The organism is Ralstonia sp. A12 (genome assembly GCF_000801955.1).
Classification (GTDB): Bacteria; Pseudomonadota; Gammaproteobacteria; order Burkholderiales; family Burkholderiaceae; genus Ralstonia.
This window is the reverse complement of record NZ_JSZO01000001.1, coordinates 239199-264636: the sequence shown is the minus strand read 5'-3', so window position 1 is coordinate 264636 and position 25438 is coordinate 239199. Positions and strand designations below refer to the sequence as shown.

24 protein-coding genes are annotated in these 25438 nt (G+C 63.0%); 20 read left to right on the top strand and 4 right to left on the bottom strand.

Annotated features, from left to right (window positions below; genetic code table 11):
- The first annotated feature begins 39 nt into the window (after nucleotides 1-39).
- The 12 genes from rseP to PI87_RS01165 all read left to right on the top strand — a co-directional run bounded on the left by rseP (nucleotide 40) and on the right by PI87_RS01165 (nucleotide 13219).
- Nucleotides 40-1428 (top strand): RIP metalloprotease RseP, encoded by a 1389-nt coding sequence (gene rseP / locus PI87_RS01220; protein WP_039595863.1) that lies wholly within the window; start codon nucleotides 40-42, stop codon nucleotides 1426-1428.
- A gap of 114 nt (nucleotides 1429-1542) precedes the next feature.
- A complete protein-coding gene (gene bamA, locus PI87_RS01215; protein ID WP_039595862.1) occupies nucleotides 1543-3840 on the top strand; it encodes an outer membrane protein assembly factor BamA in 2298 nt (765 codons plus the stop codon).
- Nucleotides 3840-4397 (top strand): OmpH family outer membrane protein, encoded by a 558-nt coding sequence (locus PI87_RS01210; protein ID WP_039595861.1) that lies wholly within the window; start codon nucleotides 3840-3842, stop codon nucleotides 4395-4397. The genes bamA and PI87_RS01210 overlap by 1 nt, the downstream gene beginning before the upstream one ends.
- Nucleotides 4398-4407: 10 nt before the next feature.
- On the top strand, nucleotides 4408-5481 hold the full coding sequence (gene lpxD, locus PI87_RS01205; RefSeq protein ID WP_039595860.1) for a UDP-3-O-(3-hydroxymyristoyl)glucosamine N-acyltransferase: 1074 nt from the start codon (nucleotides 4408-4410) through the stop codon (nucleotides 5479-5481).
- A complete protein-coding gene (fabZ, locus tag PI87_RS01200) occupies nucleotides 5478-5981 on the top strand; it encodes a 3-hydroxyacyl-ACP dehydratase FabZ (RefSeq protein ID WP_039595859.1) in 504 nt (167 codons plus the stop codon). Before lpxD ends, fabZ begins: the two co-directional genes overlap by 4 nt.
- On the top strand, nucleotides 5978-6790 hold the full coding sequence (lpxA, locus tag PI87_RS01195; protein ID WP_039595858.1) for an acyl-ACP--UDP-N-acetylglucosamine O-acyltransferase: 813 nt from the start codon (nucleotides 5978-5980) through the stop codon (nucleotides 6788-6790). The genes fabZ and lpxA overlap by 4 nt, the downstream gene beginning before the upstream one ends.
- 41 nt (nucleotides 6791-6831) lie before the next feature.
- Nucleotides 6832-7965 carry a lipid-A-disaccharide synthase gene (gene lpxB / locus PI87_RS01190; RefSeq protein ID WP_157003070.1) on the top strand — a complete coding sequence of 378 codons (1134 nt, stop codon included), beginning with the start codon at nucleotides 6832-6834 and terminating at the stop codon, nucleotides 7963-7965.
- A 4-nt stretch (nucleotides 7966-7969) separates the two neighbouring features.
- Nucleotides 7970-8656 carry a ribonuclease HII gene (gene rnhB, locus PI87_RS01185; RefSeq protein ID WP_039595856.1) on the top strand — a complete coding sequence of 229 codons (687 nt, stop codon included), beginning with the start codon at nucleotides 7970-7972 and terminating at the stop codon, nucleotides 8654-8656.
- A gap of 5 nt (nucleotides 8657-8661) precedes the next feature.
- A complete protein-coding gene (locus PI87_RS01180) occupies nucleotides 8662-9444 on the top strand; it encodes a TrmH family RNA methyltransferase (protein WP_039595855.1) in 783 nt (260 codons plus the stop codon).
- Nucleotides 9445-9585: 141 nt separating this feature from the next.
- Nucleotides 9586-10461, top strand: a complete 876-nt coding sequence (locus PI87_RS01175; RefSeq protein WP_039595854.1) for a M24 family metallopeptidase — start codon at nucleotides 9586-9588, stop codon at nucleotides 10459-10461.
- 17 nt (nucleotides 10462-10478) lie between these two features.
- Nucleotides 10479-12278, top strand: coding sequence for an SDR family oxidoreductase (locus tag PI87_RS01170; RefSeq protein ID WP_039595853.1), 1800 nt, complete (start codon nucleotides 10479-10481; stop codon nucleotides 12276-12278).
- Nucleotides 12279-12322: 44 nt separating this feature from the next.
- Complete coding sequence (locus tag PI87_RS01165) at nucleotides 12323-13219, top strand: metal-dependent hydrolase (RefSeq protein WP_039595852.1); 897 nt, start codon at nucleotides 12323-12325, stop codon at nucleotides 13217-13219.
- 76 nt (nucleotides 13220-13295) lie between these two features.
- Here the strand turns inward: PI87_RS01165 and ppsR are convergent, their stop codons facing one another.
- Nucleotides 13296-14147, bottom strand: a complete 852-nt coding sequence (gene ppsR, locus PI87_RS01160; RefSeq protein ID WP_039595851.1) for a posphoenolpyruvate synthetase regulatory kinase/phosphorylase PpsR — start codon at nucleotides 14145-14147, stop codon at nucleotides 13296-13298.
- Between the two features lie 219 nt (nucleotides 14148-14366).
- Here ppsR and ppsA point away from each other — a divergent pair, with 219 nt between their 5' ends.
- The 3 genes from ppsA to PI87_RS01145 all read left to right on the top strand — a co-directional run bounded on the left by ppsA (nucleotide 14367) and on the right by PI87_RS01145 (nucleotide 18297).
- Nucleotides 14367-16754: a phosphoenolpyruvate synthase gene (gene ppsA, locus PI87_RS01155; RefSeq protein ID WP_039595850.1), complete on the top strand. Its 2388-nt coding sequence runs from the start codon at nucleotides 14367-14369 to the stop codon at nucleotides 16752-16754.
- A 150-nt stretch (nucleotides 16755-16904) separates the two neighbouring features.
- Entirely contained in the window at nucleotides 16905-17336 is a 432-nt protein-coding gene (locus PI87_RS01150) for an NfeD family protein (RefSeq protein ID WP_039595849.1), read from the top strand.
- A gap of 34 nt (nucleotides 17337-17370) precedes the next feature.
- On the top strand, nucleotides 17371-18297 hold the full coding sequence (locus tag PI87_RS01145; RefSeq protein ID WP_039595848.1) for an SPFH domain-containing protein: 927 nt from the start codon (nucleotides 17371-17373) through the stop codon (nucleotides 18295-18297).
- A 26-nt stretch (nucleotides 18298-18323) separates the two neighbouring features.
- Here PI87_RS01145 and smpB read toward each other — a convergent pair whose 3' ends face one another.
- Nucleotides 18324-18770, bottom strand: a complete 447-nt coding sequence (gene smpB, locus PI87_RS01140; protein ID WP_004626709.1) for an SsrA-binding protein SmpB — start codon at nucleotides 18768-18770, stop codon at nucleotides 18324-18326.
- Between the two features lie 126 nt (nucleotides 18771-18896).
- Here smpB and PI87_RS01135 point away from each other — a divergent pair, with 126 nt between their 5' ends.
- Nucleotides 18897-19334 (top strand): type II toxin-antitoxin system RatA family toxin, encoded by a 438-nt coding sequence (locus PI87_RS01135; RefSeq protein ID WP_039595847.1) that lies wholly within the window; start codon nucleotides 18897-18899, stop codon nucleotides 19332-19334.
- The gene (locus PI87_RS01130; protein ID WP_039595846.1) at nucleotides 19321-19692 is read left to right on the top strand and encodes an RnfH family protein; all 372 of its coding nucleotides are present in this window, start codon (nucleotides 19321-19323) and stop codon (nucleotides 19690-19692) included. Before PI87_RS01135 ends, PI87_RS01130 begins: the two co-directional genes overlap by 14 nt.
- A gap of 4 nt (nucleotides 19693-19696) precedes the next feature.
- Here PI87_RS01130 and PI87_RS01125 read toward each other — a convergent pair whose 3' ends face one another.
- On the bottom strand, nucleotides 19697-20242 hold the full coding sequence (locus PI87_RS01125) for a hypothetical protein (protein ID WP_039595845.1): 546 nt from the start codon (nucleotides 20240-20242) through the stop codon (nucleotides 19697-19699).
- A gap of 155 nt (nucleotides 20243-20397) precedes the next feature.
- On the bottom strand, nucleotides 20398-21342 hold the full coding sequence (locus PI87_RS01120) for a DMT family transporter (RefSeq protein WP_039595844.1): 945 nt from the start codon (nucleotides 21340-21342) through the stop codon (nucleotides 20398-20400).
- 153 nt (nucleotides 21343-21495) lie between these two features.
- Between PI87_RS01120 and guaB the strand changes: the two genes are divergently transcribed.
- The 3 genes from guaB to guaA all read left to right on the top strand — a co-directional run bounded on the left by guaB (nucleotide 21496) and on the right by guaA (nucleotide 25258).
- Entirely contained in the window at nucleotides 21496-22959 is a 1464-nt protein-coding gene (guaB, locus tag PI87_RS01115; protein WP_039595843.1) for an IMP dehydrogenase, read from the top strand.
- A 126-nt stretch (nucleotides 22960-23085) separates the two neighbouring features.
- On the top strand, nucleotides 23086-23664 hold the full coding sequence (locus PI87_RS01110) for a membrane protein (RefSeq protein WP_039595842.1): 579 nt from the start codon (nucleotides 23086-23088) through the stop codon (nucleotides 23662-23664).
- On the top strand, nucleotides 23639-25258 hold the full coding sequence (gene guaA, locus PI87_RS01105; RefSeq protein ID WP_039595841.1) for a glutamine-hydrolyzing GMP synthase: 1620 nt from the start codon (nucleotides 23639-23641) through the stop codon (nucleotides 25256-25258). The genes PI87_RS01110 and guaA overlap by 26 nt, the downstream gene beginning before the upstream one ends.
- Nucleotides 25259-25438: the final 180 nt, after the last annotated feature.

The following is a 25438-nucleotide window of genomic DNA, read 5'->3' as shown; positions in this document are numbered from 1 at the left end:
GTGCCCGTGCGCGCCCATCAGTGCATCCGGAGAAGGTTCTTGCAGACCGTTTTAGCGTTTGTTTTTGCGATCGCGGTACTGATCGTCATTCATGAACTGGGCCACTACAGCGTCGCGCGCCTGTGCGGCGTGAAAGTGCTGCGGTTCTCGGTTGGCTTTGGCAAGGTGCTGTTCCGTCATGTCGGCCGCGGCCCGGACCGCACCGAGTGGACCCTCTGCGCCATCCCACTTGGCGGTTACGTCAAGATGCTGGGCGAGGGTGCAAGAGACCCCGAGAAAGACCCGCCCATCCTGCCCGAAGAGCTGCCGCGCACCTTCGACCACCAGCCTGTCTACAAGCGTTTCGCCATCGTGGCCGCCGGCCCGATCGCCAACTTTCTGCTGGCGATCGTTCTGTATGCCGTGCTGGCGTGGGTTGGAGCGATTGAGCCGCTGCCCATCCTTGGTGCGCCGCCACCGGGCAGCATTGCCGCTCAGGCTGATCTGCGCGCAAAGGATCGTGTGATCGCCGTCGGCACTGACGTGGAAGCCCCAAGCCCCGTGCGTAGCTGGAGCGATGTACGTATGCGTCTGTATTCCGCCGGTATTGGCGGACATGACGCGCTCCTGCAAGTGCGCGGTACTGATGGCGCGGAGCGTACGGTTCATCTGCAGGGGCTGCCGAGCCCCGCCCGTACGCCCCAAGCCGATGTGATTGACCAGATTGGTTTGCGTCTGCTTGGTGGCCCGGTCACCATCGTCGACGTTCTGCCGAATAGCGCTGCCTCCCGCGCCGGGTTGCGTGCCGGCGATCAGATCGTCCGCTTCGCAGGCCAGCCCGCAGACCAGGCGATGGATCTCATCCGCCAGATTCGCGCCATGCCGGAGCAGAACGCTTCGATCGACATTCTGCGTAATGGCGAGCCGATGACGCTGCCGGTGCGTCCCGACGCTGATACCGACCCGAAGAATCCGAGCGGGCCGAAGGTCGGCAAGCTGGGTGCCCAACTCAACCAGAAGGTCGAGACAGCGCTGATGCGTGACGCGCCGGGCGCCGCGTTGGTGCACGGTTTGCATCAGGTCTGGGAGACCTCGGTGCTGTCGCTGCAGGTGCTGGGCAAGATGATCGTGGGGCAAGCTTCGCTGCAGAACCTGAGTGGCCCGATCACGGTGGCCGACTTTGCAGGCAAGGCGGCAAGCCTTGGCTGGCAGACCTTTGTGGGCTTTCTCGCGTTGATCAGCGTCAGTCTCGGTGTCTTGAACTTGTTGCCCGTTCCGGTATTGGATGGGGGGCATTTGCTGTATTATTGCGTGGAATTTTTGACAGGCCGACCCGTGCCGGAATCCTGGCAAGCAGTACTTCAAAAGATCGGCGTCGCCTGCATTCTGCTTCTCACTTCGCTCGCCTTGTACAACGATTTGAGTCGGCTGTTTCTGACTCGAGGCTAGACCGAATCAAGCTTGATCGGCAGGCCTCATCGTTGCCACTAGCGTGAGTGGGCAACCCAAAGTTTTGAAAACACTCGGAAGTGGATTCCAACTGGATCCAATTAGGGGATTAGATTGATCAGACAACATCGCTTCCCGCTCAGCGTGCTGGCGGCCTCCGTGCTGACCGTGACTGCCGGTCAGGCTCATGCAGTGGAGCCGTTCGTCGTCAAGGACATTCGCGTGGAGGGGGTACAGCGCGTCGAACCGGGTACCGTGTTCGGCTATCTGCCCGTGAAGGTGGGTGAGACCTTCACCGACGAAAAGGGCGCAGAATCGATCCGCGCGCTCTACAACACCGGCTTCTTCAAGGACGTGCAGATCCGCGCCGAAGGCAACGTGCTGGTGGTGCGCGTGGAAGAGCGTCCGGCTATCTCGCAGCTCGAGTTCATCGGCTTCAAGGAATTCGACAAGGATGCGCTGCGTAAGACGCTGCGTGGTGTGGGCGTGGCCGAAGCCCGTTACTACGACAAATCGCTGATCGACCGCGCCGAGCAGGAAATCAAGCGCCAGTACGTTTCGCGCGGCTACTACGCCGCCGACGTGTCGACCACTGTCACGCCCGTCGATGCCAACCGTGTGTCGATCACCTTCACGGTGGATGAGGGCCCGACTGCCAAGATCCGCCAGATCAATATCGTCGGCAACAAGGCTTTTAAGGAAAGCGACCTGCGCGACGAGATGCAGCTGTCCACGCCCAACTGGCTGTCGTGGTACACCAAGAACGATCTGTACTCCAAGCAGAAGCTGACGGCTGACCTGGAAGCACTGCGCTCGTTCTACCTGGACCGCGGTTACCTGGAATTCGCCATCGAGTCGACACAGGTTTCCATCACGCCGGACAAGAAGGACATTTACCTGACGCTGAACATCCACGAGGGTGAGCAGTACAAGGTGTCGGACATCAAGCTGACCGGCGAACTGCTTTCGAAGCAGGCCGAGATGGAGAAGCTCATCAAGCTCAAGCAGGGCGATGTGTTCTCCTCGGCCAAGCTGTCGGCCACGACCAAGTCGATCACCGATCTGCTTGGCACGTACGGCTACGCTTTCGCCACGATCAACCCGCAGCCGCAGATCAACCAGAAGGACCGTACCGTTGCGCTCACGCTGGTGGTCGATCCGGGGCGTCGCGTCTACGTGCGTCGCGTCAACGTGCTGGGTAACAGCAAGACGCGTGATGAAGTGGTGCGCCGTGAAATGCGCCAGATGGAAGCCTCGTGGTTTGACGGCGAGAAGCTGCAGCTCTCGCAGAATCGTATCAACCGCACGGGCTACTTCACCGATGCGAACATCACCACCGAAGACGTGCCGGGCACGCCTGACCAAGTGGACGTGAACGTCAACGTGACGGAAAAGCCGACCGGCCAGATCAACCTGGGCGTGGGTTTCTCGTCGACTGACAAGGTGGTGCTCTCGGCCGGTATCCGTCAGGACAACGTGTTCGGTTCCGGTACCAGCCTGGGCCTGGACGTGAACACCTCCAAGGCAAACCGTACCATTGCGGTGACGCAGTACGACCCGTACTTCACGACTGACGGTATCAGCCGCTCGACCGAGCTGTACTACCGTACGTATCAGCCGCTGTATTACACCGGCGACTCGAACTACAAGATCGTGCAACAGGGCGGCAACATGAAGTTTGGCGTGCCGTTCTCGGAAACCGATACCGTGTTCTTCGGTATCGGCGTTGAGCGCACGACCATTGACGTGTCGACCAACACGCCGCTGGCCTATCAGAACTGGGTTGCCAAGAACGGTCGCGTTACCACCAACTTCCCGCTCACGATCGGTTGGTCGAAGGATCAGCGTGACAGCGCCCTGGTTCCGACGCGTGGCCGCTATCAGCAGGCCAATTTGGAAGTCGGCGTTCCGGGCGGTGTCACGTACTACCGCGCGTACTACCAGCACCAGTGGTTCTACCCGGTCTCGAAGTCGTTCACGCTGGCCTTCAACAACGAGTTCGGCTACGGCCGAGGCTACGGCGGCAAGGACTTCCCGATTTTCAAGAACTACTACGCAGGCGGTATCGGCTCGGTGCGCGGTTATGAGACCAGCACGCTGGGCCCGCGCGACGCCAACGGCATCGCCATTGGTGGCTCCAGCAAGATCGTCGGCAACGTGGAGTTCATTTTCCCGCTGCCGGGGTCGGGTGTGGACCGCACCGTCCGCCTGTTCACCTTCTTCGACTACGGTAACGTGTTCGCGGAAGCCGCTCAACCGTACAAGCTGAGCGATATGCGCTACTCGACCGGTTTCGGCCTGTCGTGGCTGTCGCCGATTGGTCCGCTGAAGATCAGCATGGGCTTCCCGATCAAGCGGAAGGCCGAGGATCAGACTCAACGCTTCCAGTTCCAGATCGGGACTGCATTCTAATGGCCGCATTCATCATGAAATCCACGCGCATCACGTTGTCCCGCATGGGTGTGTCCGCCGCTTTTGCCGCACTTGCTGCTGCCAGCTTTGCGCTGCCGGTTGCTGCGCAGGAAGCGCGTATCGCCGCTGTCAATTCCGAGCGCATCCTGCGCGACTCGCAGCCGGCAAAGGCAGCGCAGTCCAAGCTGGAAGCCGAGTTCGCCAAGCGCGACCGCGATCTGCAGGACACGGCTGCCAAGCTCAAGGCGATGTCCGACAAGCTGGACAAGGACTCGGCCGTGCTGGCAGATGCTGACCGCACGCGCCGTCAGCGCGAGCTGTCCGATCTGGACCGCGATTTCCAGCGCAAGCAGCGCGAATTCCGTGAAGACCTGAACCAGCGTCGCAATGAAGAGCTGGCCCAGGTGCTCGAGCGCGCCAACCGCGTGATCCGTTCGATCGCCGAGCAGCGCAAGTACGATCTGATCGTGCAGGAAGCGGTGTATGTGAATCCGCGTATCGACATCACCGACGATGTGCTCAAGGCGCTGAACGCGGCTTCGCAATCGGCGAAATGAGGTTGCTCCCATGTCGTTTTCGCTTGGTGAACTTGCCGCGTCGCTCGGCGCGACCGTCCAGGGTGACGCAGGCCTGATCGTCAAGTCGATCGCGCCGCTGGATCAGGCCGGCGCCGATCAGCTCGCCTTTCTTTCCAATCCGCTGTACCTCAATCAGGCTGTGGACTCCAGCGCGGGTGCGATCATCGTGTCGCCTCGCGATCTGGAAACGCTTGCCGCCCAAGGTCATGCCGACGGCCGCAACTGGCTTGTGGCCGCCAATCCGTATGCTGCGTTTGCCCGTGTTGCCCAACGCTTCGTTGCGTTGACTGCGCGGCCGGTGGTGCCTGGCATCCACCCGAGCGCGAGCGTCGGCGAGGGCGCCGTGGTGCCGGCATCGTGTTCGATCGGCCCGAACGTGATCATCGAAGCGGGCGCTGTGCTTGGTGAGCGCGTGCGTATTGCCGGCAACAGTTTTGTCGGCGCGGATGCACGCATTGGTGACGACACGCTTTTCTACGCCAACGTCTCGATTTACCACGGCTGTGTGGTGGGTGCGCGCTGCATCTTGCACAGCGGCGTGGTGATCGGCGCTGACGGCTTCGGCTTCGCACCGGATTTCGGTCCGCAAGGCGGCGAGTGGGTGAAGATTCCGCAGATCGGCCGCGCTGTGATTGGCGATGACGTGGAGATCGGCGCGAACACTGCGATCGACCGCGGTGCCATGGCGGATACGGTGGTCGAGCAGGGCTGCAAGATCGATAACCAGGTGCAGATCGCGCACAACGTGCACGTTGGCGCGTACACCGTCATTGCAGGCTGCGCGGCCATCTCCGGCAGCACGAAGATCGGGCGCTACTGCATCATCGGTGGCGCAGCCAACTTTGCGGGCCATCTGACGATTGCGGATCGTGTGACCGTCTCGGGCGGTACGTCCATCACAAAATCCATCACCAAACCCGGTGGCCATTTCACCAGCGTCTTCCCGTTCATGCCGCATGGCGACTGGGAACGTAACGCGGCCATCGTCCGAGGCCTGACGCGCATGCGCGAACGGTTGCAACAACTGGAACAGCGGGTCAAAGACCTGCGAAAAGAATCATGACTGAAGCATCGAATGTGACGAGCGCGACGACGAGCCTCGTCAGCGATTTCAACATCAAGAAGATCCTCGATTTGCTGCCGCATCGTTACCCGATGCTGCTGGTGGATCGCGTGGTTGAGTTGGAAGCCGGCAAGCGCATCAAGGCAATCAAGAACGTCACGTTCAACGAGCCATTCTTCAATGGTCACTTCCCGGGGCATCCGGTCATGCCGGGCGTGCTGATTCTCGAAGCGCTGGCGCAGACTGCCGCGCTGCTGACCTTCGGTGAGCCAGGCCACCAGCGTAACGAGAACGATCTCTACCTGTTCACGGCAATTGACGGCGCGCGTTTCAAGAGCCAGGTGGTGCCGGGCGACCAGCTTTGCCTGCATGCAGAAGTGCTGCGCGGCAAGCGCGGTTTCTGGAAGTTCAAGGTGTATGCGATGGTGGAAGACAAGCTTGCCGCCGAGGCCGAAATCATGTGCGCGATCGTCAAGGACGAACCGAAGGGAGCCGCATGACCACGAGCAAGATCCATCCGACCGCGCAGATCGACCCGAAGGCCGAGCTGGATTCGAGCGTCGAGATTGGTGCCTTCACCGTCGTCGGGCCGAATGTGCGCATGGGCGCGGGCACGCGTGTTGGCCACCACACGGTGGTCGAGGGCTACACCACGCTGGGTCGCGACAATAGCATCGGCCACTTCGCCTCGGTGGGCGGCCGTCCGCAGGACATGAAGTACCGCGATGAGCCGACGCAGCTCATCGTTGGCGACCGCAATACCATTCGCGAATTCACCACGATCCACACCGGTACCTCACAGGATGCCGGCATTACGTCCATTGGCGACGACAACTGGATCATGGCCTACGTGCACATCGCGCACGATTGCCGCGTGGGCAACCACACGGTGTTCTCCAGCAACGCGCAGATTGCCGGCCACGTGGAAGTGGGCGACTGGGCCATTCTCGGCGGCATGTCGGGTGTGCATCAGTTCGTGCGCATCGGCGCGCATGCGATGCTGGGCGGTGCATCGGCGTTGGTGCAGGATGTGCCGCCGTTTGTGATCGCCGCTAGCGACAAGGGCGGCAACAAGGCCGCGCCGCACGGTATCAACGTGGAAGGCCTGCGCCGCCGCGGCTTCACGGCCGAGCAGATCACCGGCCTGCGCCAGGCGTACAAGCTGCTCTACAAGAGCGACCTGAGCTTCGATCAGGCCAAGGCCGAGATTGCGGCGCAGACCGCCCAGACCGACGATGCCCCGACGCGTGAAGTGTTGACCGCGTTTGCTGACTTCATCGCCGCCACCAAGCGCGGCATCGTACGTTGACCGAGCAGGCCCAGGGGGCTGCGCCGGTACGCCGCATCGGCATGGTAGCCGGCGAGGCGTCCGGCGATCTGCTGGCCTCGCTGCTGCTCAAGGGGCTGCATGCGCAGCTGCCGTTCGATATTGCCTACAACGGCATCGGCGGTGCACGCATGGCGGAGCAGGGCTTTCAGTCGAACTGGCCGATGCACAAGCTGTCGGTCAACGGCTACGTGGAGGTGCTTGGTCAACTGCGTGAGATTCTCGCCATTCGCAAGGAACTCAAGCAGGACCTGCTGGCCAAGCCCCCCTTGGCCTTCATCGGCGTTGACGCGCCGGACTTCAATTTCAACGTCGAGATCGCCATGCGGCGGGCAGGTGTGCCTGTGGTGCACTTCGTCAGCCCGTCGATCTGGGCGTGGCGCGCCGGGCGTATCAAGACGATCGCGCGTGCGGTTGACCACATCCTCTGCCTGTTCCCGTTCGAGCCGGAGATCTATGCTCGCGCGGGCATTCCTGCCACGTATGTCGGCCATCCCCTGGCGGATGTGATTCCGCTGGTGCCGGACGTGGAAGGCGCACGCACACGCCTGGGTCTTCCGCTGGGCCGCAAGGTCGTGGCGGTGCTGCCGGGCAGCCGTAACTCCGAGGTCAAGAACCTGGGGCCGACGCTGTTTGCCGCCATGGCGCGCATGCAGGCGGTCGAGCCGGACATCGCATTTGTGCTGCCGGCCGCCAACGCGACATTGCGTGAGCGGATCGATGCCCTGCTTGCCGAGCATCCGGGCCTGCATCTGTGGGTGGTCGACGGTCAGTCGCACGCAGCGATGGAAGCCGCCGATGTCATTCTGCTCGCCAGTGGCACAGCCACCTTGGAAGCCGCGTTGTACAAGAAGCCCATGGTCATCACCTACAAGGTGCCCTGGTTGACGGCGCAGATCATGAAGCGCAAGGGCTATCTGCCGTACGTGGGGCTGCCGAACATCCTGTCCGGCCGCTTTGTCGTGCCCGAGCTACTGCAGGATGACGCGACGCCCGAGGCACTGGCACGTGAGACGCTGCTGCAATTGAGCGACCACGCCAATGCGGCATTCCTGCGCGAGCATTTCACGCAGATGCACCTGACGCTCAAGCAGAACATGGCGGAGATCGGCGCGAAGGTCGTGGTCGATCTGCTGCGCAGCCGTGGGAAACTTTGACGCCATGGCTTCCCGCAAACCCAATCCGGATCAGCTCGGCCTGCTGCTGTCGCAAGCGCCGGCAGGCGAGCGCGCACGCATCCTGTGCGGTGTGGACGAAGCAGGACGTGGGCCGTTGGCTGGACCGGTCACGGCCGCGGCCGTCATCCTCGATCCGCGCAAGCCGATTGCCGGGCTGGCCGACTCCAAGATCCTCACCGCCAAGAAGCGTGAGGCGCTGTACGACGAGATCCTCGAAAAGGCGCTCGCCTGGCACGTGGCTGAAGCGACCGTCGAAGAGATCGATCGCATCAACATCCTGCATGCGACCATGCTGGCCATGCAGCGCGCCGTGCGGGGCGTGGCAGCAAAAGGCACGTTGCCGGATCTTGTGCAGGTGGACGGCAATCGTTGCCCGCAGGTGCCGTTTGCCGTGGAGGCCATCGTCAAGGGCGATGCGCTGGTGCAGGAGATTTCAGCGGCGTCGATCCTTGCCAAGGTCACGCGTGACCGGCAGTTGGTTGCACTGCATGCGGAGTTTCCGCAGTACGGTTTTGACGTGCACGCCGGTTACGGTACGCCCCAGCACCTGGCTGCCATTGAGGCGCATGGCGTGACGCCGCATCATCGCCGTTCGTTCGCACCGGTGCGCCGTGCGCTTGAAGCGCAGCCCGCAACCAGGGCCGATGTCAGCCCTGCCTGGGACAACTGATTTTCATGAAGCACATCACTTCCCGCGATAACGCGGTGTTCAAGCACCTCAAGGCGCTGTCGGGCTCGACGCAGCAGCGCCGGCGCGCGGGGCAATCCGTGCTGGATGGCGTGCACCTCGTCGCCGCCTATCTGGATGCTGGCCATACGCCGGACCAGATTCTGGTTTCAGAGCGCCATGTCGCGCATCCGGAAGTCGCAACGCTGCTCGATCGCATCGATCAGCAGACCATCATCCTGCTGGCCGACAACCTGTTTTCTCAGCTCACCACGGTTGTCAACGGCGTGGATCTGATCGCCTTGATCGAAACGCCGGAAGGCCATCTGCCGCATGCCATCGATGCCGATTGTGTGATCCTCGACGGCATTCAAGATGCAGGCAACGTCGGCTCCATCCTGCGCTGCGCGGCGGCGGCGGGCGTGCGCGATGTGTTCATGACGGCAGGCTGCGCGTTCGCGTGGTCGGCCAAGACGTTGCGCGCAGCGATGGGTGCGCATTTCCACCTGAACATCGTCGAGCATTGCACGTTCGAAAGCGTGCATTCGCGCCTCCAGGTGCCGTTGCTGGCAACGTCGTCGCACGCCAAGCAGGCGGTTTTCGATGTGCCGTTGGGTGCACCTGTTGGCTGGGTGTTCGGCAACGAAGGCGCGGGCGTGTCTGACACGTGGTTGTCGGCCGTGACGACGCCGGTGACGATTCCCCAGCCGGGCGGCATGGAATCGCTCAATGTGGCTGCCGCAGCCGCCATCTGCCTGTTCGAGGCGGTACGCCAGCGCCGCGCTGGCTGATCTCATTTTCCTGTTGATTACCGGTCACACGGCGTTTTCAAACGCCAGAAAAGTCCCGCATTGACTTTGCCATTGAGTAATGGAACATTGGGCGTGGTGCCATTGAGCGCCCCTCGATAACCAGCCTCAAGGAGACCGGCAATGCCGAACCCCGCCCTGGCGCGCGTCAATGTCGACGAGCTCGCGCAGTTTCGCGAAATCCAACAACTCGCCTATCAATGCGTCGAGGCCGTCGGAGGCATGCTGCGCCCGGGCATGACCGAGAAAGACGCGGCCAAGCTGCTCACCGAGTGGTTGGGTGATCGCGGCGTGCACGACTGGCTGCACAAACCGTTCGCCTGGTTTGGCGATCGCACGGCGTTCCAGGGTTTTTCGGGTCTGACGCACATGGCGGGTTTCAACATGGCGTTCTTCCCGTCGTCGCGGCGGCTGGAGGAGAACATGCCGGTCATCCTGGACGTGGCGCCGGTGCGCAATGGTGTGATTGCCGATGTGGGCTATGCCACGTGTCTGGGCCAGAACGCCATCCTCGAACAACTTCTGGACGATCTGATGGCGCACCGGGAGCTGATCGTGCGCCTGATCCGCGAGCGTCGCCCGATGGCCGAGGTAGCGCGCGCGGTTGACCAGCTCTGCATGAAGCAGGGCGTTGAGCCCCGCCACAAGGCCTATCCGTTCAAAGTGCTGGCGCATCGCGTGGCCAAGCTGGACAGCCCATCCAAGCCGCGTTTCGTGGCGCGCTTCGGGCTGAACGCCACGCGCAACCTGATTCTCGACCAGGTGCGTAGCGGCAAGCAGGAGGGATGGTCGCCACTGTGGTCGATCGACCGCCGCTCCGAGCACGCACCCGTGCCCGGCCTGTGGGCCGTTGAGCCGCACCTGGGCTTCCATGGCGTGGGCGCCAAGTTCGAAGAGCTGCTCGTCATCACCGAAGACGACGCCTACTGGCTCGACGATGACCTGCCGCACGTGCGCCGCTCGCAGCAGCGCCAGCTTGCGCAGCAGCGCGCCGCCTGACGCTCGCGGAGGCCCAGATGAAAACGCTTCTTGAAGAGGCCCCGCTGGCGCTGTTCGAGCCGGCTACTGCTTTTCCACGTGCCGAGCGAACGGTGCAATCGGGCGACGTCGCTCTCGCCGTCAAGACCTGGGGTGATCCAGCGCGCCCGACCGTTGTGCTCGTCCACGGCTATCCGGACAACAGCGAGGTCTGGCACGAGATGGCACCGCTGCTCGTCCGCGACTACTACGTCATCGCCTACGACGTGCGCGGTGCGGGGCAATCGAGCGCGCCCAGGGGCATGCGCAATTACACCTTTGCCAAGTTGACCGACGACTTCATCGCCGTCATCGATGCGCTCAGCCCGGGCAAGCCCGTCCACCTGATTGCGCACGACTGGGGTTCGATCCAGTCGTGGGAGTTCGTGACGGAGGAGCGCCTGCGTGGGCGCGTCGCGTCATACACGTCGTGCTCGGGGCCATGTTTGGACCACGTGGGCCATTGGATGCGCGCGCGGTTGTTGCGGCCGACGCCGTCGTCACTGGGCAAGATGCTGGGGCAGCTTGTGCGCTCATGGTACGTGCTGCTGTTCCACCTGCCGATCGTGCCGGAGTTGAGCTGGCGCCTATGGCTGGGCCGTGCCTGGCCGCGCGTGCTGCGTCGCGTGGAGAAGACCCCCATTGTGCCGCGCGCCACGCAAACGGCTGATGGCGTGCGTGGCGTCTCGCTGTATCGCGCCAACTTCATCCGCAGCCTGTTCACGCCGCGCAAGCGCTACGCACATGCACCCGTGCAGGTGATCGTGCCGACGCTGGACAAGTACGTCAGCCCCGCGCTGTCTGAAGACCTGTCGCGCTGGGTGCCTAACTACTGGCGGCGCGAAGTTGTGGCGCGCCACTGGCTGCCTGTGACGCATGCCGAGCGCATGGCCGAGATGGCGCGCGAGCTGATCGAGCACGCTGAGGGCAAGCCGGAATCCGAAGTGCTGCAGCGTGCTCGCCAGTATGGCGAACGCAAACCGCTCACGGGCAAGCTGGCTGTCATCACCGGCGCGGGCAGCGGTATCGGCCGTTGTGCGGCACTGGAATTTGCCGAGCAGGGCGCGGCCATCGCCGCGGTCGACATTCGCGCAGAAGACGCTGAACGCACCGCGACGCTGATCCGCCTTGCCGGCGGCAAGGCTTGGGCACGCGTCGCTGACGTGGGCAATGCTGAGCAGATGGAGGCTCTGGTCGCTTGGGTCGGCAAGGAGTTGGGTGGCGCAGACATCGTCGTCAACAACGCGGGCATCGGCATGGCCGGCGGCATTGTCGACACCTCCGAGCGCGATTGGCAACGCATCCTGCATGTGAACGTGTGGGGCGTGATCCATGGTGCACGGCTGTTCGCCAAGCAGATGGTGGCGCGCGGGCAGGGCGGGCACATCCTGAATACCGCGTCAGCCGCTGCTTTTGCTCCGTCGCGTGATCTCGCGGCGTATGCGACTACCAAGGCCGCCGTGCTGATGCTGTCCGAGTGCATGCGCGGCGAACTGGCGGGGCAAGGTATTGGCGTATCGGCCATCTGCCCGGGTTTTGCCGAGACCGGAATCATGGCCTCCACCGTTTACGCCGGCACGACCGAGGCGCAGCAGGCCCAACTGCGCGCACGTGCGACCAAGCTCTATCAACTGCGCGGCCTGAAGCCCGAGTCCGTTGCCAAAGCCATGCTGCGTGCCGTGCTGCGCAACAAGCCGGTGGTCACGATTGGCATCGAGGCGCATTCGTCGCGCTTCATCTCACGCTATGCGCAATGGCTCAGTCGGCTGATCGCACGCGTGAGCATGGCTGGGCATTGAGCCGGCAGCCCGTCCCACGCACACAAGAACGACAGGAGACCACCATGACCGCGCCCGATTACTACATCAAGGCCCGCCACGTCCGCTTCGATTGGAAAGAAACGCCCATCCAATGGATTCCCGGCGATCCGTCCAGCACGCACATCATCAACATCTTGAACCTGCTGTTTCCGGCAGGTGAGTTGTGGTTCTGCCGCGTCTACAACAAGGCTATGCCGCAGATCACCGACGCAAAATTGCGCTCTGACGCCGAGGGTTTCCTGCGCCAGGAGGCTGTCCACTCGCGCTCGCATGGCGGCGTGCTCACGCACTACTACAAGGATCACGGCATCGACACCCAGCCGTTCACCAAGCGGCTGGACTGGTTGTTCTCCAAGGTGCTCGGCGAGCAGCCACTCGGCCTGAAGATTGGCCACACGCGCTTCTGGCTGCGGCAGCAGTTGGGCATCATCGCCGCGCTGGAACACTTCTTCGGTTATCTGGGCAACTGGGTGCTCAACGCCAAGGGGCTGGACGCAGCCAGCGCCGATCCGGTCATGCTGGACCTGCTGCGCTGGCACGGCGCCGAGGAGGTCGAACACCGCACCGTGGCGTTCGATATCTTCCGGCACATGGGCGGCACGTATCTCGAACGCTGCTTCCACATGCTGACCACGATCCTGCTGTTGCTGTACTTCCTGGTCACGGGCTTCCGCTTCATGTACAAGCGCGATCCGGGCGCGGGGCGGTTTCCGGGCTTCATCCGCGGCTGGTGGCATGGCTCGCGGCGCAATTGCCTGCCGTCGTTCTGGAAGATGTTGGGGGCCGCGCTGCGCTACTTCCGGCCCAGCTACACGCCGCATCATGAGGGCTCGACCGAGCAGGCGCTGGCCTACTTGGCTACTTCGCCAGCAGCGCAAGCAGCTGCGCATGGCGGCAACTGGGTGCGTGATCGCGCCTGAACCCGGACCCGGCCGCGCGCCGGAAAAGCAAAACGGCCGGTACAAGTCCGGCCGTTTTCATTGCTGGGGGTGACGCTCAGTAGTTGTCGCGCTCCATCTTGACGTCCTGCAGGATCGTCGTCGCAATCTCTTCGATGGACTTGTGTGTGGACGACAGCCACTTGATGCCCTCACGCCGCATCATCGATTCGGCCTCGTTGACCTCGTAGCGGCAGTTCTCAATGGCGGCGTATTTGCTGCCTGGGCGACGTTCGTTCCGGATTTCGGACAAGCGCTGCGGGTCGATCGACAAGCCAAAAATCTTGTTCTTGTAGTCGTACAGCACCGACGGCAGCTTGCCGCGCTCGAAATCGTCCGGAATGAGCGGGTAGTTGGCCGATTTCACCCCGTACTGCATCGCCAGGTAGAGGCTGGTCGGCGTCTTGCCGCTGCGCGACACACCCACCAGGATCACATCGGCCTCGGCCAGGTTCTTGTGTGACTGACCGTCATCGTGCGCAAGTGAAAAGTTGATCGCTTCGATGCGGTTCTTGTACGCCTCGGTGTCGGCGTTCTGGTGGAAGCGGCCGATGGCGTGAGTGGACTTGAGGTTCAGTTCCTTCTCGAGCGGCTCGATGAAGGTTTGGAACATGTCCAGGATGGTGGCCTTGGCCCGATGGACGATCTGATTGGCATCAGCATCCACCAGCGTGGTGAAGACGATCGGACGAACGCCCTCGGCATTGAATGCCTCGTTGATCTTGCTGACCGCCACATGCGCTTTCTCGACCGTGTCGACAAATGGAATCCGCACCTGGCGGAATTTCATCTCAAACTGGGCCAGGATGGAGTGGGCGAAGGTTTCTGCGGTGATCCCAGTGCCATCCGACACGATAAAGACAGTGCGGACGGCCGCGCGGGTGGCAGATGCGGCGGCGAGGTCGGTCATCGAAAACGAGGGGTTTTTCCAGCACGCAGGCAAGAAATCGTGCTGCGGCACGGTAGAATAGCGGCGATCGTTTCGCTAAGCAATTCGGGCCCGCCGCCTGCCAGACAATGTCACAGCGGCCGCCCCGGATCATTTAGCCAAGCGATTCGTGCGGCCAGACGACAAGAACAATGCCCCGCACGTATCCGACCGGTTTTCTTACTTTGTTTAGGGACTTGTATGACTAACCTGTCGCAAGACGGCGCCTATGTGCTGCCGTTCGAGCAACTGCGGATGACCGATGTTGAGGTCGTTGGCGGCAAAAACGCTTCGCTGGGCGAGATGATCTCCCAGCTGGACGGCGCCGGCGTGCGCGTTCCGGGCGGTTTTGCCACAACGGCACTGGCCTTCCGTGACTTCCTGGCACACAACAACCTGACCGAGCGCATCTCGCAGCGCCTGGCCGCGCTGGACGTCGACGACGTCAAGGCGCTGGCCGTCGCCGGCAAGGAGATTCGCGAGTGGGTTGCCACCGCACCGTTCCAGCCGCGCCTGGAGCAAGAAATCCGTGACTCGTACGCTCGCGTGTCCGCCCGTGAAGGTGCCGAGGCATCGTTCGCAGTGCGCTCGTCGGCCACGGCCGAAGACTTGCCCGACGCCTCGTTCGCCGGCCAGCAAGAGAGCTACCTCAACGTTCTCGGCATCGACGACGTGCTCGACAAGATCAAGCACGTGTTCGCCTCGCTGTACAACGACCGTGCGATTTCGTACCGCGTGCACAAGGGCTTCGCCCATGACGTGGTGGCCCTGTCGGCCGGTATCCAGCGTATGGTGCGCTCGGACTGCGGCGCGTCGGGCGTGATGTTCACGATCGACACCGAATCGGGCTTCCAGGAAGTCGTCTTCATCACCTCCAGCTACGGCCTGGGCGAAACGGTGGTGCAGGGCGCCGTGAACCCGGACGAGTTCTACGTCTTCAAGCCGACGCTGGCCGCCGGCCAGTACCCGATCATCCGCCGCTCGATCGGCTCCAAGCTGATCAAGATGGAATTCACCGCGCCGGGCGAAGCTGGCCGCGTGAAGACCGTCGACGTGCCGGGCGAACTGCGCAACCGCTACTCCATCAGCGATGCTGACGTGACGGAGCTGGCCCAGTACGCGGTCATCATCGAGAAGCACTACGGCCGCCCGATGGACATCGAGTGGGGCCGCGATGGCAAGGACGGCAAGATCTACATCCTGCAGGCCCGCCCGGAAACGGTGAAGAGCCAGGCACACGGCAAGGTTGAACAGCGCTTCCGCCTGAAGGGCTCGGCACCGGTGCTGACCACCGGCCGCGCCATCGGCCAGAAGATTGGCACGGGCCCGGTGCGCGTGATCAACGATCCGGCCGAAATGGAACGCGTGCAACCCGGCGACGTGCTGGTCGCCGACATGACCGACCCGAACTGGGAACCGGTGATGAAGCGCGCCTCGGCCATCGTCACCAACCGTGGTGGCCGTACGTGCCACGCGGCCATCATCGCGCGTGAACTGGGCGTGCCGGCCGTGGTCGGCTGCGGCGATGCCACCGACCTGCTGAAGGATGGCACCCTGGTGACGGTCTCGTGCGCGGAAGGTGACGAAGGCAAGATCTACGACGGCCTGCTGGAAACCGAAATCACGGAAGTCCAGCGTGGCGAAATGCCGGCGATCAGCACCAAGATCATGATGAACGTCGGCAACCCGCAACTGGCTTTCGACTTCTGCCAGATCCCGAACGGTGGTGTGGGCCTGGCCCGTCTGGAATTCATCATCAACAACAACATCGGCGTTCACCCGAAGGCCATCCTCGACTATCCGCAGGTCGACAGCGACCTGAAGAAGGCCGTGGAAAGCGTGGCCCGCGGCCATGCCAGCCCGCGCGCGTTCTACGTCGACAAGCTGGCCGAAGGCATCGCCACCATCGCCGCCGCGTTCTATCCGAAGCCTGTCATCGTGCGCCTGTCGGACTTCAAGTCCAACGAATACAAGAAGCTGATAGGTGGTTCGCGCTACGAGCCGGACGAAGAAAACCCGATGCTGGGCTTCCGTGGCGCCTCGCGTTACATCGCTGAAGACTTCGCAGAAGCCTTCGAGATGGAGTGCCGTGCCATGAAGCGCGTGCGCGACGAGATGGGCCTGACCAACGTTGAGGTCATGGTGCCGTTCGTGCGTACGCTCGGCCAAGCCGAGAAGGTCGTCGAGCTGCTGGCCAAATACGGCCTGAAGCGCGGCGAGAACGGCCTGCGCCTGATCATGATGTGCGAAGTGCCGTCCAACGCGATCCTGGCCGAGCAGTTCCTGCAGCATTTCGACGGCTTCTCGATCGGCTCGAACGACCTGACGCAGCTCACGCTGGGTCTGGACCGGGACTCCGGCATGGAATTGCTGGCCCGCGACTTTGATGAACGCGACCCGGCAGTCAAGTTCATGCTGCAGCGTGCCATCTCCACGGCTCTGTCGATGGACAAGTACGTCGGCATCTGCGGCCAGGGCCCGTCCGACCACCCGGATTTTGCCGAGTGGCTGGCCAAGGAAGGCATCTCGTCGATCTCGTTGAACCCGGATTCGGTGGTCGACACGTGGCAAAAACTGGGTTCGGCCTGAGCTTGCAGTAAAGTAGAAACGGTGCCCGCCCCCCGAGGCGCGCACCGACAAGAACGCGAAGTGCCCGGCGGCGTCCAACGCTGGTGGGGGCCGAGCGACATGCCCCCGCAGACGTGCAGCGTCGCGGGGGTTTTTTCTGGGAGAGGGAGCATGTCGGCGCAACAGATCGTCTGGTTCACGCTGGCTGTGCTGCTTGTCATCGGTGAGCTGATGACGGGTACGTTCTACTTGTTGATGGTGGCGATCGGCCTGCTGGCCGGTGGTCTGGCGGCGTTGGTTGGACTGGCGTTTCCGGCGCAGGCCATCGTGGCCGCCATCGTGGCGGTGTTCGGCATCGTGGGGTTGCGGCGCACGCGCTACGGGCGCGTGACGCGCGAAGATGCCGCCCGCAATCGCAACGTCAATCTGGACATCGGCGAGGTGCTGCGCGTGGATGCGTGGTCACCTGAGCGCCGTGCGCGCGTGCAGTATCGCGGCGCCGCCTGGGATGTCGAACTCGCGCCGGATGTCACCGCTTCAGGTGGTGAATTCCGCATCGTCGAGGTGCGCGGCAACGTGCTGGTTGTCGCGCCCAAGCCTTAAGCCTTAGCACCCAAAACCAACAACCGGAGGTTCTATGTTCGAGCTGGGGACTCTCGCGCTCATCGTTTTATTTGCCGCCATCGTACTGATTGCACAATCGTTCAAGATCGTGCCGCAGCAGCACGCCTGGATTCTGGAGCGGCTGGGCAAATACCACGCAACGCTGTCACCGGGCCTGAATATCGTGCTGCCGTTCGTCGACCGCGTGGCCTACAAGCACGTGCTCAAGGAAATCCCGCTCGACGTACCGAGCCAGATCTGTATCACTAAGGACAACACACAACTGCAGGTGGACGGCATCCTGTACTTTCAGGTGACCGACCCGATGCGGGCGTCGTACGGTTCGAGCAACTTCGTCATCGCCATCACGCAACTCGCGCAAACGACGCTGCGTTCGGTGGTCGGCAAGCTGGAGCTGGACAAGACCTTTGAGGAACGCGACTTCATCAACCACAGTGTGGTCAACGCGCTGGATGAGGCGGCTTCCAACTGGGGCGTGAAGGTGCTGCGTTATGAGATCAAAGATCTGACGCCACCGAAGGAAATCCTGCATGCCATGCAGGCGCAGATCACGGCCGAGCGCGAGAAGCGTGCCTTGATCGCTGCATCGGAGGGCAAGCGCCAGGAGCAGATCAACTTGGCGTCAGGCGCGCGCGAGGCGGCCATCCAGAAATCGGAAGGTGAGAAGCAAGCCGCCATCAATAAGGCGCAGGGCGAGGCGGCCGCGATTCTGGCGGTGGCAGAGGCCAACGCGCAGGCAATTCAGAAGATTGGCTTGGCGATCCGCACCGAAGGTGGCATCGACGCGGTCAACCTGAAGGTGGCGGAGGAGTATGTGAGCGCGTTCGGCAACCTTGCCAAGCAGGGCAACACGCTGATCGTGCCGGGCAACATGGGCGACCTGAGCACGATGATTGCGTCAGCGTTGACGATCGTGAAGCAACAGCGGCCGAACGCTTAAAGGTGTAGGGGTGAGGAAGGCCTCGGTTAGGCCTTCTCGCGCATGAGGCGCGCTTTTTCGCGCTGCCAGTCGCGGTCCTTCTCGGTCTCGCGCTTGTCGAATTGCTTCTTGCCCTTGGCGAGGCCGATTTCGCATTTCACGCGGCCGCGCGTGTAGTGCAGGTTGAGCGGCACGAGCGTATAGCCACGCTGCTCGACCTTGCCGATCAGCTTCTTGATCTCCTCGGCGTGCAGCAACAGCTTGCGGGTGCGCACGGGGTCGGGGTTGACGTGGGTGGAGGCCGATTGCAGCGGGCTGATGTGTGCGCCGATCAGGAACAGCTCGGCGTTGCGGATGACGACGTAGCCTTCCTTGATCTGCGCACGGTTGGCGCGAATGGCCTTCACCTCCCAGCCCTCGAGTGCCATGCCTGCCTCGTAGCGCTCTTCGATGAAGTAATCGAAAAAGGCTTTCTTGTTGTCGGCGATGGTCATACGTTGGAATGTGCGGTGAGCGCACCGGGGGTGACGATCCCTGCATGCGCTGCGATAAAATGGTGAGTTTAACAAATCCGCCGCGTGTCTTACGGGCGTGCGGCGTGCAAAGCTTTCGGATGGCGCATGGCAGACGTTGAAAAAACCGTGTTGATTGGCCACTCGGCCGAACAGATGTTCGACCTGGTCACCAACGTCAAGGACTATCCGAACTTCCTACCTTGGTGCGGCGGGGTGGAAATCTACGAGCAGACGGAAACGTCGCTCGATGCGCGCGTGGACATCGCCTTCAAGGGCATCCACCAGTTCTTCCGCACGCGCAACGTGCAAACACGGCCCACCCGCATCGATATGACGTTCGCAGACGGGCCTTTCAAGAGCTTCACCGGCTTCTGGGTGTTTACGCCGCTGCGTGCTGACGCCTGCAAGATCAATTTCCACCTGCACTACGAATTCTCGAATGTGATCCTGGAAAAGCTGATCGGCCCGGTGTTCAGCATGATTGCGAACACGTTCGTCGATTCCTTCGTCAAGCGCGCCGAGATTGTCTATGGCGAATCCTGAACCGATTGACGTGATGGTCTGCCTGGCGACGGTGACGCCGCCGCGACTGGTGAGCGTGCAGGTTCCGGCCGATGCGACGCTGGCCGAAGCCGTGCGCATGTCCGGCGTGTTAGAGGGTACTGATCTGGCGATCGAAACTTGCCGGCTGGGCGTCTACGGTAAGCGCAAGACGCCAGATGCGCCGCTGCACGCGCGGGACCGGGTGGAGATCCTGGGCCCGCTGATTGCCGACCCGAAGACGGCGCGCCGGCGCCGTGTACAGAAGGTGCGGGCAACGGGTACGCGCGAAGGCCTGAAGTGGCTGCGTAATGGAGCGCCACCCGAGGCGCCGCCCAAAGACGACGTCCTCAAGTCGTAATCGGTCAGTTGCAGTTGGCGCTGAGGGCTGCCTGGTTGCGCGCAACGGCGGCGGCGCGCTGGTTGTCATCCATATAGGCGATCGAACCGTCGGCCTGCGCGGTGCCGATGCGACGGCCTTCCTGCATATAGGTGGTTTCATTGCGCAGGCGAGCACATTCGGCTTGCTTGCGCTGGGCGGCTTCTGCCTGCCGGGCTTCGTCCTGCTCTTTCTTGGCGCGGTCGGCCATGCGTTTGCGCAGGGCTTCGTCCGGGTCGACGGCCGCCACGCTTGATGCGGGCTGGGCGGTCTTGGGCGCGGAGGCCGCTTGGACACCGGAGGCCGGTGCCGGCATTGCCTCATACGCGGTGGCGGTGCGGCTGTTCGGGTTGCGGATGATGCGGCTGGGCGGCACCGACGGCGGCGGCGCCGCGTCGCTGTACACCATCAGGCCTTTCTCATCACGCCACTGCCAGGCCCATTGTGCTTGGGCCGCCGGGCAGGCGAGGGCCAGGATGAGGGTGACAAGCGGGGTAGCAGTGGCGGGCAGCAGGACGTGCAGTCGTTTCATGGAGTTCTCGTTCGATGGCCTGCCGACGGCGCGTTGGCCGACCCGACGACGGCCCCACGACGCGCACGGGAGCCCGGTGGCGTGATCGCCACTCGATGATGTAGGCCGATGGCCCAGCTTGGCGCATCGACTCGCCCCCCGGCAAGGCGCCCAGTTTATGCAGACTTGTCTTCTGCGTGCAAGCGCACCGACCAGCCGACACCCGCGATCAGCAAGGCGATTGCAGCGATTTCGAGTGGGCGGGGCCAGCGCCCGTCGTACACAAAGCCATATGCCAGCGCAAACAGCGTCTCGAACACGATCATCTGGCCCGACAGCGTAAGCGGCAGCCGACGTGAGGCGATGTTCCACAGGTTGTTGCCGATCAGCGACGCGCCCAGTGCCACGGCAGCGTTCACCGCCCAGAACGTGCCCCAGACACGTCCGCCGCCGCTGGCCCAGCTGGTGCCGGCCACGAGTAGGGCAACTGCGGTCAGGGCCGTCGACAGAACGCCGCTCGAAATGCCGTACAGCGCTGACCACTCATTGCTCGAGAAATGCGAGTTGCGTTGCAGGTAGCGCGCGTTGTCCACTGCGTACCAGGTCCAGCTGGCCAGCGCACCGGCTGCGCAGGCAATGCCGGCGATGCGCTGCCAGATCGGTCGAGCGTTGGCTGCAGCCGCAGTGCCATCATGGCCGAACAAGTCAATGTTGATGCACACGATGCCTGCGGCTACCACCAGCAGCGGCCAGATCAGCTGGGAAAGCGGCACGGCGCCGTGGTCACGCCGGCCGAGCACCGTGACGGTGATGGGCAGGATGCCGATGATGAGCGAGGTGGGCGCAACTCCGGCCAGTTGCACGCCAAACGCCACCAGAACGTAATAGACAAGGTTGCCGCTGCAGGATTGCTTGATCAGCGCCAGGCAATCGGCACGGGTGATCTTGCGGGCAATGCGGGGGAGGATGGGGGTGGCGGCAATGGCCGCGATGGCGCCGTAGGCGAGGTAGCGTCCGAGGGTCAGTTCCCAGGGTGAGAACGCTGGCAGCGCGCGGGGCGCAATAAAGACCATGCCCCACATCGCCCCGGCCAGCAGGGCGCACAATACGCCAATTCCCATTCGAACACTCGCGAGGCTGATTCTGCGCGGCCGCTGGCGGCGCAGGGCGCTTGAGGTGCGTGCGCGAAGAAAAATTTATCGAGCATAGCACGGGTTATTACAGGGTGGTGCAAATTCCCGTATAATCCGATTTTGCGCCTAGAGGAAATGGCTATGCGTCTTGTCCAGAAAGCACTCACGTTCGATGATGTGCTGCTCGTCCCGGCTTACTCGGCCGTCCTGCCCCGCGATACGTCCCTTCGCACCAAGCTCACCCGTTCGATCGAACTCGCCATTCCGCTCGTGTCCGCCGCCATGGATACGGTCACGGAAGCGCGGCTCGCCATTGCCATGGCGCAGCAAGGTGGTATCGGTATCGTCCACAAGAACCTGAAGCCGGAAGAACAGGCGCGCGAAGTCGCCAAGGTCAAGCGCTTCGAATCGGGCGTGCTGCGCGATCCGATCACCATCGGTCCGGACATGAAGATCCGCGACGTGATGGCGCTGTCGGCGCAGCATGGCATCTCGGGTTTCCCGGTGCTGGAAGGCACGAAGGTGGTGGGCATCATCACCAACCGCGACTTGCGCTTCGAAGAAGAACTGGACGCCCCGGTGCGCGCCAAGATGACGCCGAGCGAGAAGCTCGTCACCGTCAAGGAAGGCGCCTCGCTGGAAGAGGCCAAGCGCCTGATGAACAAGCACCGCCTGGAGCGCGTGCTGGTGGTGGGCGAGGCTTTCGAGCTGCGCGGCCTGATCACCGTCAAGGATATCCAGAAGGCGACCGAATACCCGCTGGCTTCGAAGGACGAGCGCGGTTCGCTGCGCGTTGGTGCTGCCGTGGGCGTGGGCCCGGATAACGACTTGCGTATCGACCTGCTGGTCAAGGCCGGCGTGGACGTGATCGTGGTCGATACCGCGCACGGCCATAGCCAGGGCGTGCTCAGCCGCGTGCGCTGGATCAAGGACAACTACCCGCAGGTGCAGGTGATTGGCGGCAACATCGCCACGGGTGAGGCAGCCAAGGCGCTGGTCGACCATGGCGCAGACGGCGTCAAGGTCGGTATCGGCCCGGGCTCGATCTGCACGACGCGGATCGTCGCTGGCGTGGGCGTGCCGCAAATCTTCGCCGTGTCCAATGTGGCCGAAGCACTCAAGGGCACCGGCGTGCCGCTCATCGCCGACGGCGGTATCCGTTACTCGGGCGATGTTGCCAAGGCACTGGCTGCCGGCGCACATACCGTGATGATGGGCGGCATGTTCGCCGGTACGGATGAATCCCCGGGTGAGGTGTTCCTGTTCCAGGGCCGTTCGTACAAGAGCTACCGCGGCATGGGCTCGGTGGGCGCCATGAAGGATGGCGCTGCCGACCGTTACTTCCAGGAAGACAACACCGCCAACGTCGACAAGCTGGTGCCCGAAGGTATCGAAGGCCGCGTGCCGTACAAGGGCTCCGCGTTGCCGATCGTGCATCAACTCACGGGTGGTGTTCGCTCGTCGATGGGCTACTGCGGTTGCGCATCGATTGCCGAATGGCACGAGAAGAGCCAGTTTGTGGAGATCACCGCCGCTGGCATGAACGAATCGCACGTGCACGACGTGCAGATCACGAAGGAAGCGCCGAACTATCACCGCGATTGATCAGCAGCCTGATCACCGCAGACAAGATAGAAGGCAAGCAGTACTGCCGCCGGAGCGCGCGGGCGCTCTGGCGAGATTGAACCCGGTGGCCGGAGCACGGGCGGCCACCCGCAACTGGAGACACTGATGAAAGCGCTTTTGCGACTCGTTCTGTTTCTGGATGCGGCTGTCGCACTGTGCGTCGGTCTCGTCCTCCTGGCTTCGCCGATGACGTCCATCTTCGGCGCGCTGCAACTGCCGCAGCCGGAACCGGCAATGTACGGCCAGCTCCTCGGCGTCACGCTGATCGGCTTGGCCTGGTTGCTGTGGCATGCCACCGTCAACGGGCAACTGACCACGGCCGTGGCGCAGGTGATCGGCCATGTGAACCTGGCCGTGGCGGTGCTGGTCATTGCATGGCTGCTGTTCTTCCACTTGCCAGTGGAAGGTGCTGGCCGCATCTGGCTGCCGACGTTTGCTGCGGTGCTGGCGGCGTTCTCCGCCGTGCAGATTCCCGCCTCGCGCCGTGTGCGCACCAATGAGCGCGAGCGTGCACAGAAAGCCCGCGAAGATGCCGCTGCCGAGCGCGAACGCCAGCGCACGGAAACCTCTGAGCGCAAAGAACCCGCCTACATGCCGCCGCCTGGTTACGGCCCCGGCACTGAAGTCGACACGATTGCCGATTCCATTCCTCCACAACATGCACGACAAAGTCCTCATCCTTGATTTCGGCTCGCAGGTCACGCAACTGATCGCGCGCCGCGTGCGCGAGGCGCACGTCTACTGCGAAATTCACCCGAACGATGTGTCCGACGCCTTTGTGCGCGAGTTCGCGCCCAAGGCCATCATTCTGTCCGGCAGCCACGCCAGCACGTATGAAGACCACCAGCTGCGCGCGCCGCAGGCCGTGTGGGACCTGGGCGTGCCGGTGCTCGGCATCTGCTACGGCATGCAGACCATGGCCGTGCAGCTTGGCGGCAAGGTCGAGTGGAGTGACCATCGCGAATTCGGCTATGCCGAGGTGCGCGCCCACGGCCACACCCGCCTGCTCAAGGACATCCAGGACTTCGCCACGCCGGAAGGCCACGGCATGCTCAAGGTGTGGATGAGCCACGGTGACAAGGTCACCGAACTGCCCCCGGGCTTCAAGCTGCTGGCCTCGACGCCGAGCTGCCCGGTTGCCGGCATGGCCGACGAGGCGCGCGGCTACTACGCCGTGCAGTTCCATCCGGAAGTCACGCACACCGTGCAAGGCCGCGCACTGCTCGAGCGTTTCGTGCTGGAGATCGCCGGTGCCAAGCCGGACTGGGTCATGCGCGATCACATCGAGGAAGCCGTTCAGCGCATCCGCGAGCAGGTGGGCGATGAGGAAGTGATCCTGGGCCTGTCGGGCGGCGTCGATTCGTCGGTGGCTGCTGCGCTGATCCACCGCGCCATCGGCGACCAGCTCACCTGCGTGTTTGTCGACCACGGCCTGCTGCGCCTGGACGAAGGCAAGATGGTGATGGACATGTTCGCAGGCCGTCTGCACGCCAAGGTCGTGCACGTGGATGCGTCCGAGCAGTTCCTCGGCCACCTGGCTGGGGTGACCGACCCGGAAGCCAAGCGCAAGATCATCGGCCGCGAGTTCGTCGAGGTGTTCCAGGCCGAGGCCAAGAAGCTGAGCAATGCCAAGTGGCTGGCGCAGGGCACGATCTACCCGGACGTGGTGGAATCGGGTGGTACCAAGACCAAGAAGGCCACGACCATCAAGAGCCACCACAACGTGGGTGGCCTGCCGGAAACGCTGGGCCTGAAACTGCTCGAGCCACTGCGTGACCTGTTCAAGGACGAAGTGCGCGAACTGGGCGTCGCACTCGGCCTGCCGCACGAGATGGTGTATCGCCATCCGTTCCCGGGCCCGGGCCTGGGCGTGCGCATTCTGGGCGAGGTCAAGCGCGAATATGCAGACCTGCTGCGTCGTGCTGACGCTATCTTCATCGAAGAGCTGCGCGGCACCAAGGCGACGGCGCAAGACGCTGCTGCCGGCCTGTGTGCCGAAGCCGATGTCGGCAAGAGCTGGTACGACCTGACCAGCCAGGCGTTTGCGGTGTTCCTGCCGATCAAGTCCGTTGGCGTGATGGGCGATGGCCGCACGTATGACTACGTGACGGCATTGCGTGCAGTGCAGACGACCGACTTCATGACCGCACATTGGGCGCATCTGCCCTACACGTTGCTAGGCCGTGTGTCGAATCGGGTCATCAATGAAGTGCGTGGCCTGAGCCGTGTCGTGTACGACGTGTCGGGCAAGCCGCCTGCGACGATTGAGTGGGAGTGAGGTTGCGCTTCCCCAGGCATTGAGAGGAAAGCCCGCATTGCGCGGGCTTTTTTTTCGTCCAGGAACGCTCTGTAGATGGGGTGCCTGGTGTGTTTTAAAGCATTAACAAACAGTCTTGGTGACGGGCCCGATTTTGCCGTGTTTGGATATACGCAAATTGGAGAGACGAAGAGTTAAGCC